This window comes from Pseudomonas sp. 2822-17 (assembly GCF_002742485.1).
GTDB classification, from domain to species: Bacteria; Pseudomonadota; Gammaproteobacteria; order Pseudomonadales; family Pseudomonadaceae; genus Aquipseudomonas; species Aquipseudomonas cyclaminis.
Genome location: NZ_LJRZ01000850.1, coordinates 1 through 254 on the forward strand (window position 1 = coordinate 1; position 254 = coordinate 254).

Sequence of the window (254 nt, forward strand, 5' to 3'; positions counted from 1 at the left end):
GTAGACAGCTCCATGCCGTATTACAGTCTAGAACGAACTGCAAATGAAGCAGATATCATTGCAAATGTGACGATCTCAGAAATTGTTGAAGTCATAGAGTATGCCTATGATGAACACACGGTTCATGAGTACACGAAGTACAAAGCAAACGTAAACAGCTATTATTATGACCGCCTTAACTACGGTGAAGAGTTAACATTTATACAAGCGGGAGGTCCAAATCGGCATTATAGGGATGACCCTCTTCTCAATGT

General features: G+C 40.9%; 1 protein-coding gene. It reads left to right on the forward strand.

All coding sequences use genetic code 11. The features are described 5' to 3' along the window. Nucleotides 1-12: 12 nt before the first annotated feature. A partial coding sequence (locus tag AOA60_RS33605) for a hypothetical protein (RefSeq protein ID WP_218240933.1) occupies nt 13-254 on the forward strand: 242 nt, incomplete at its 3' end.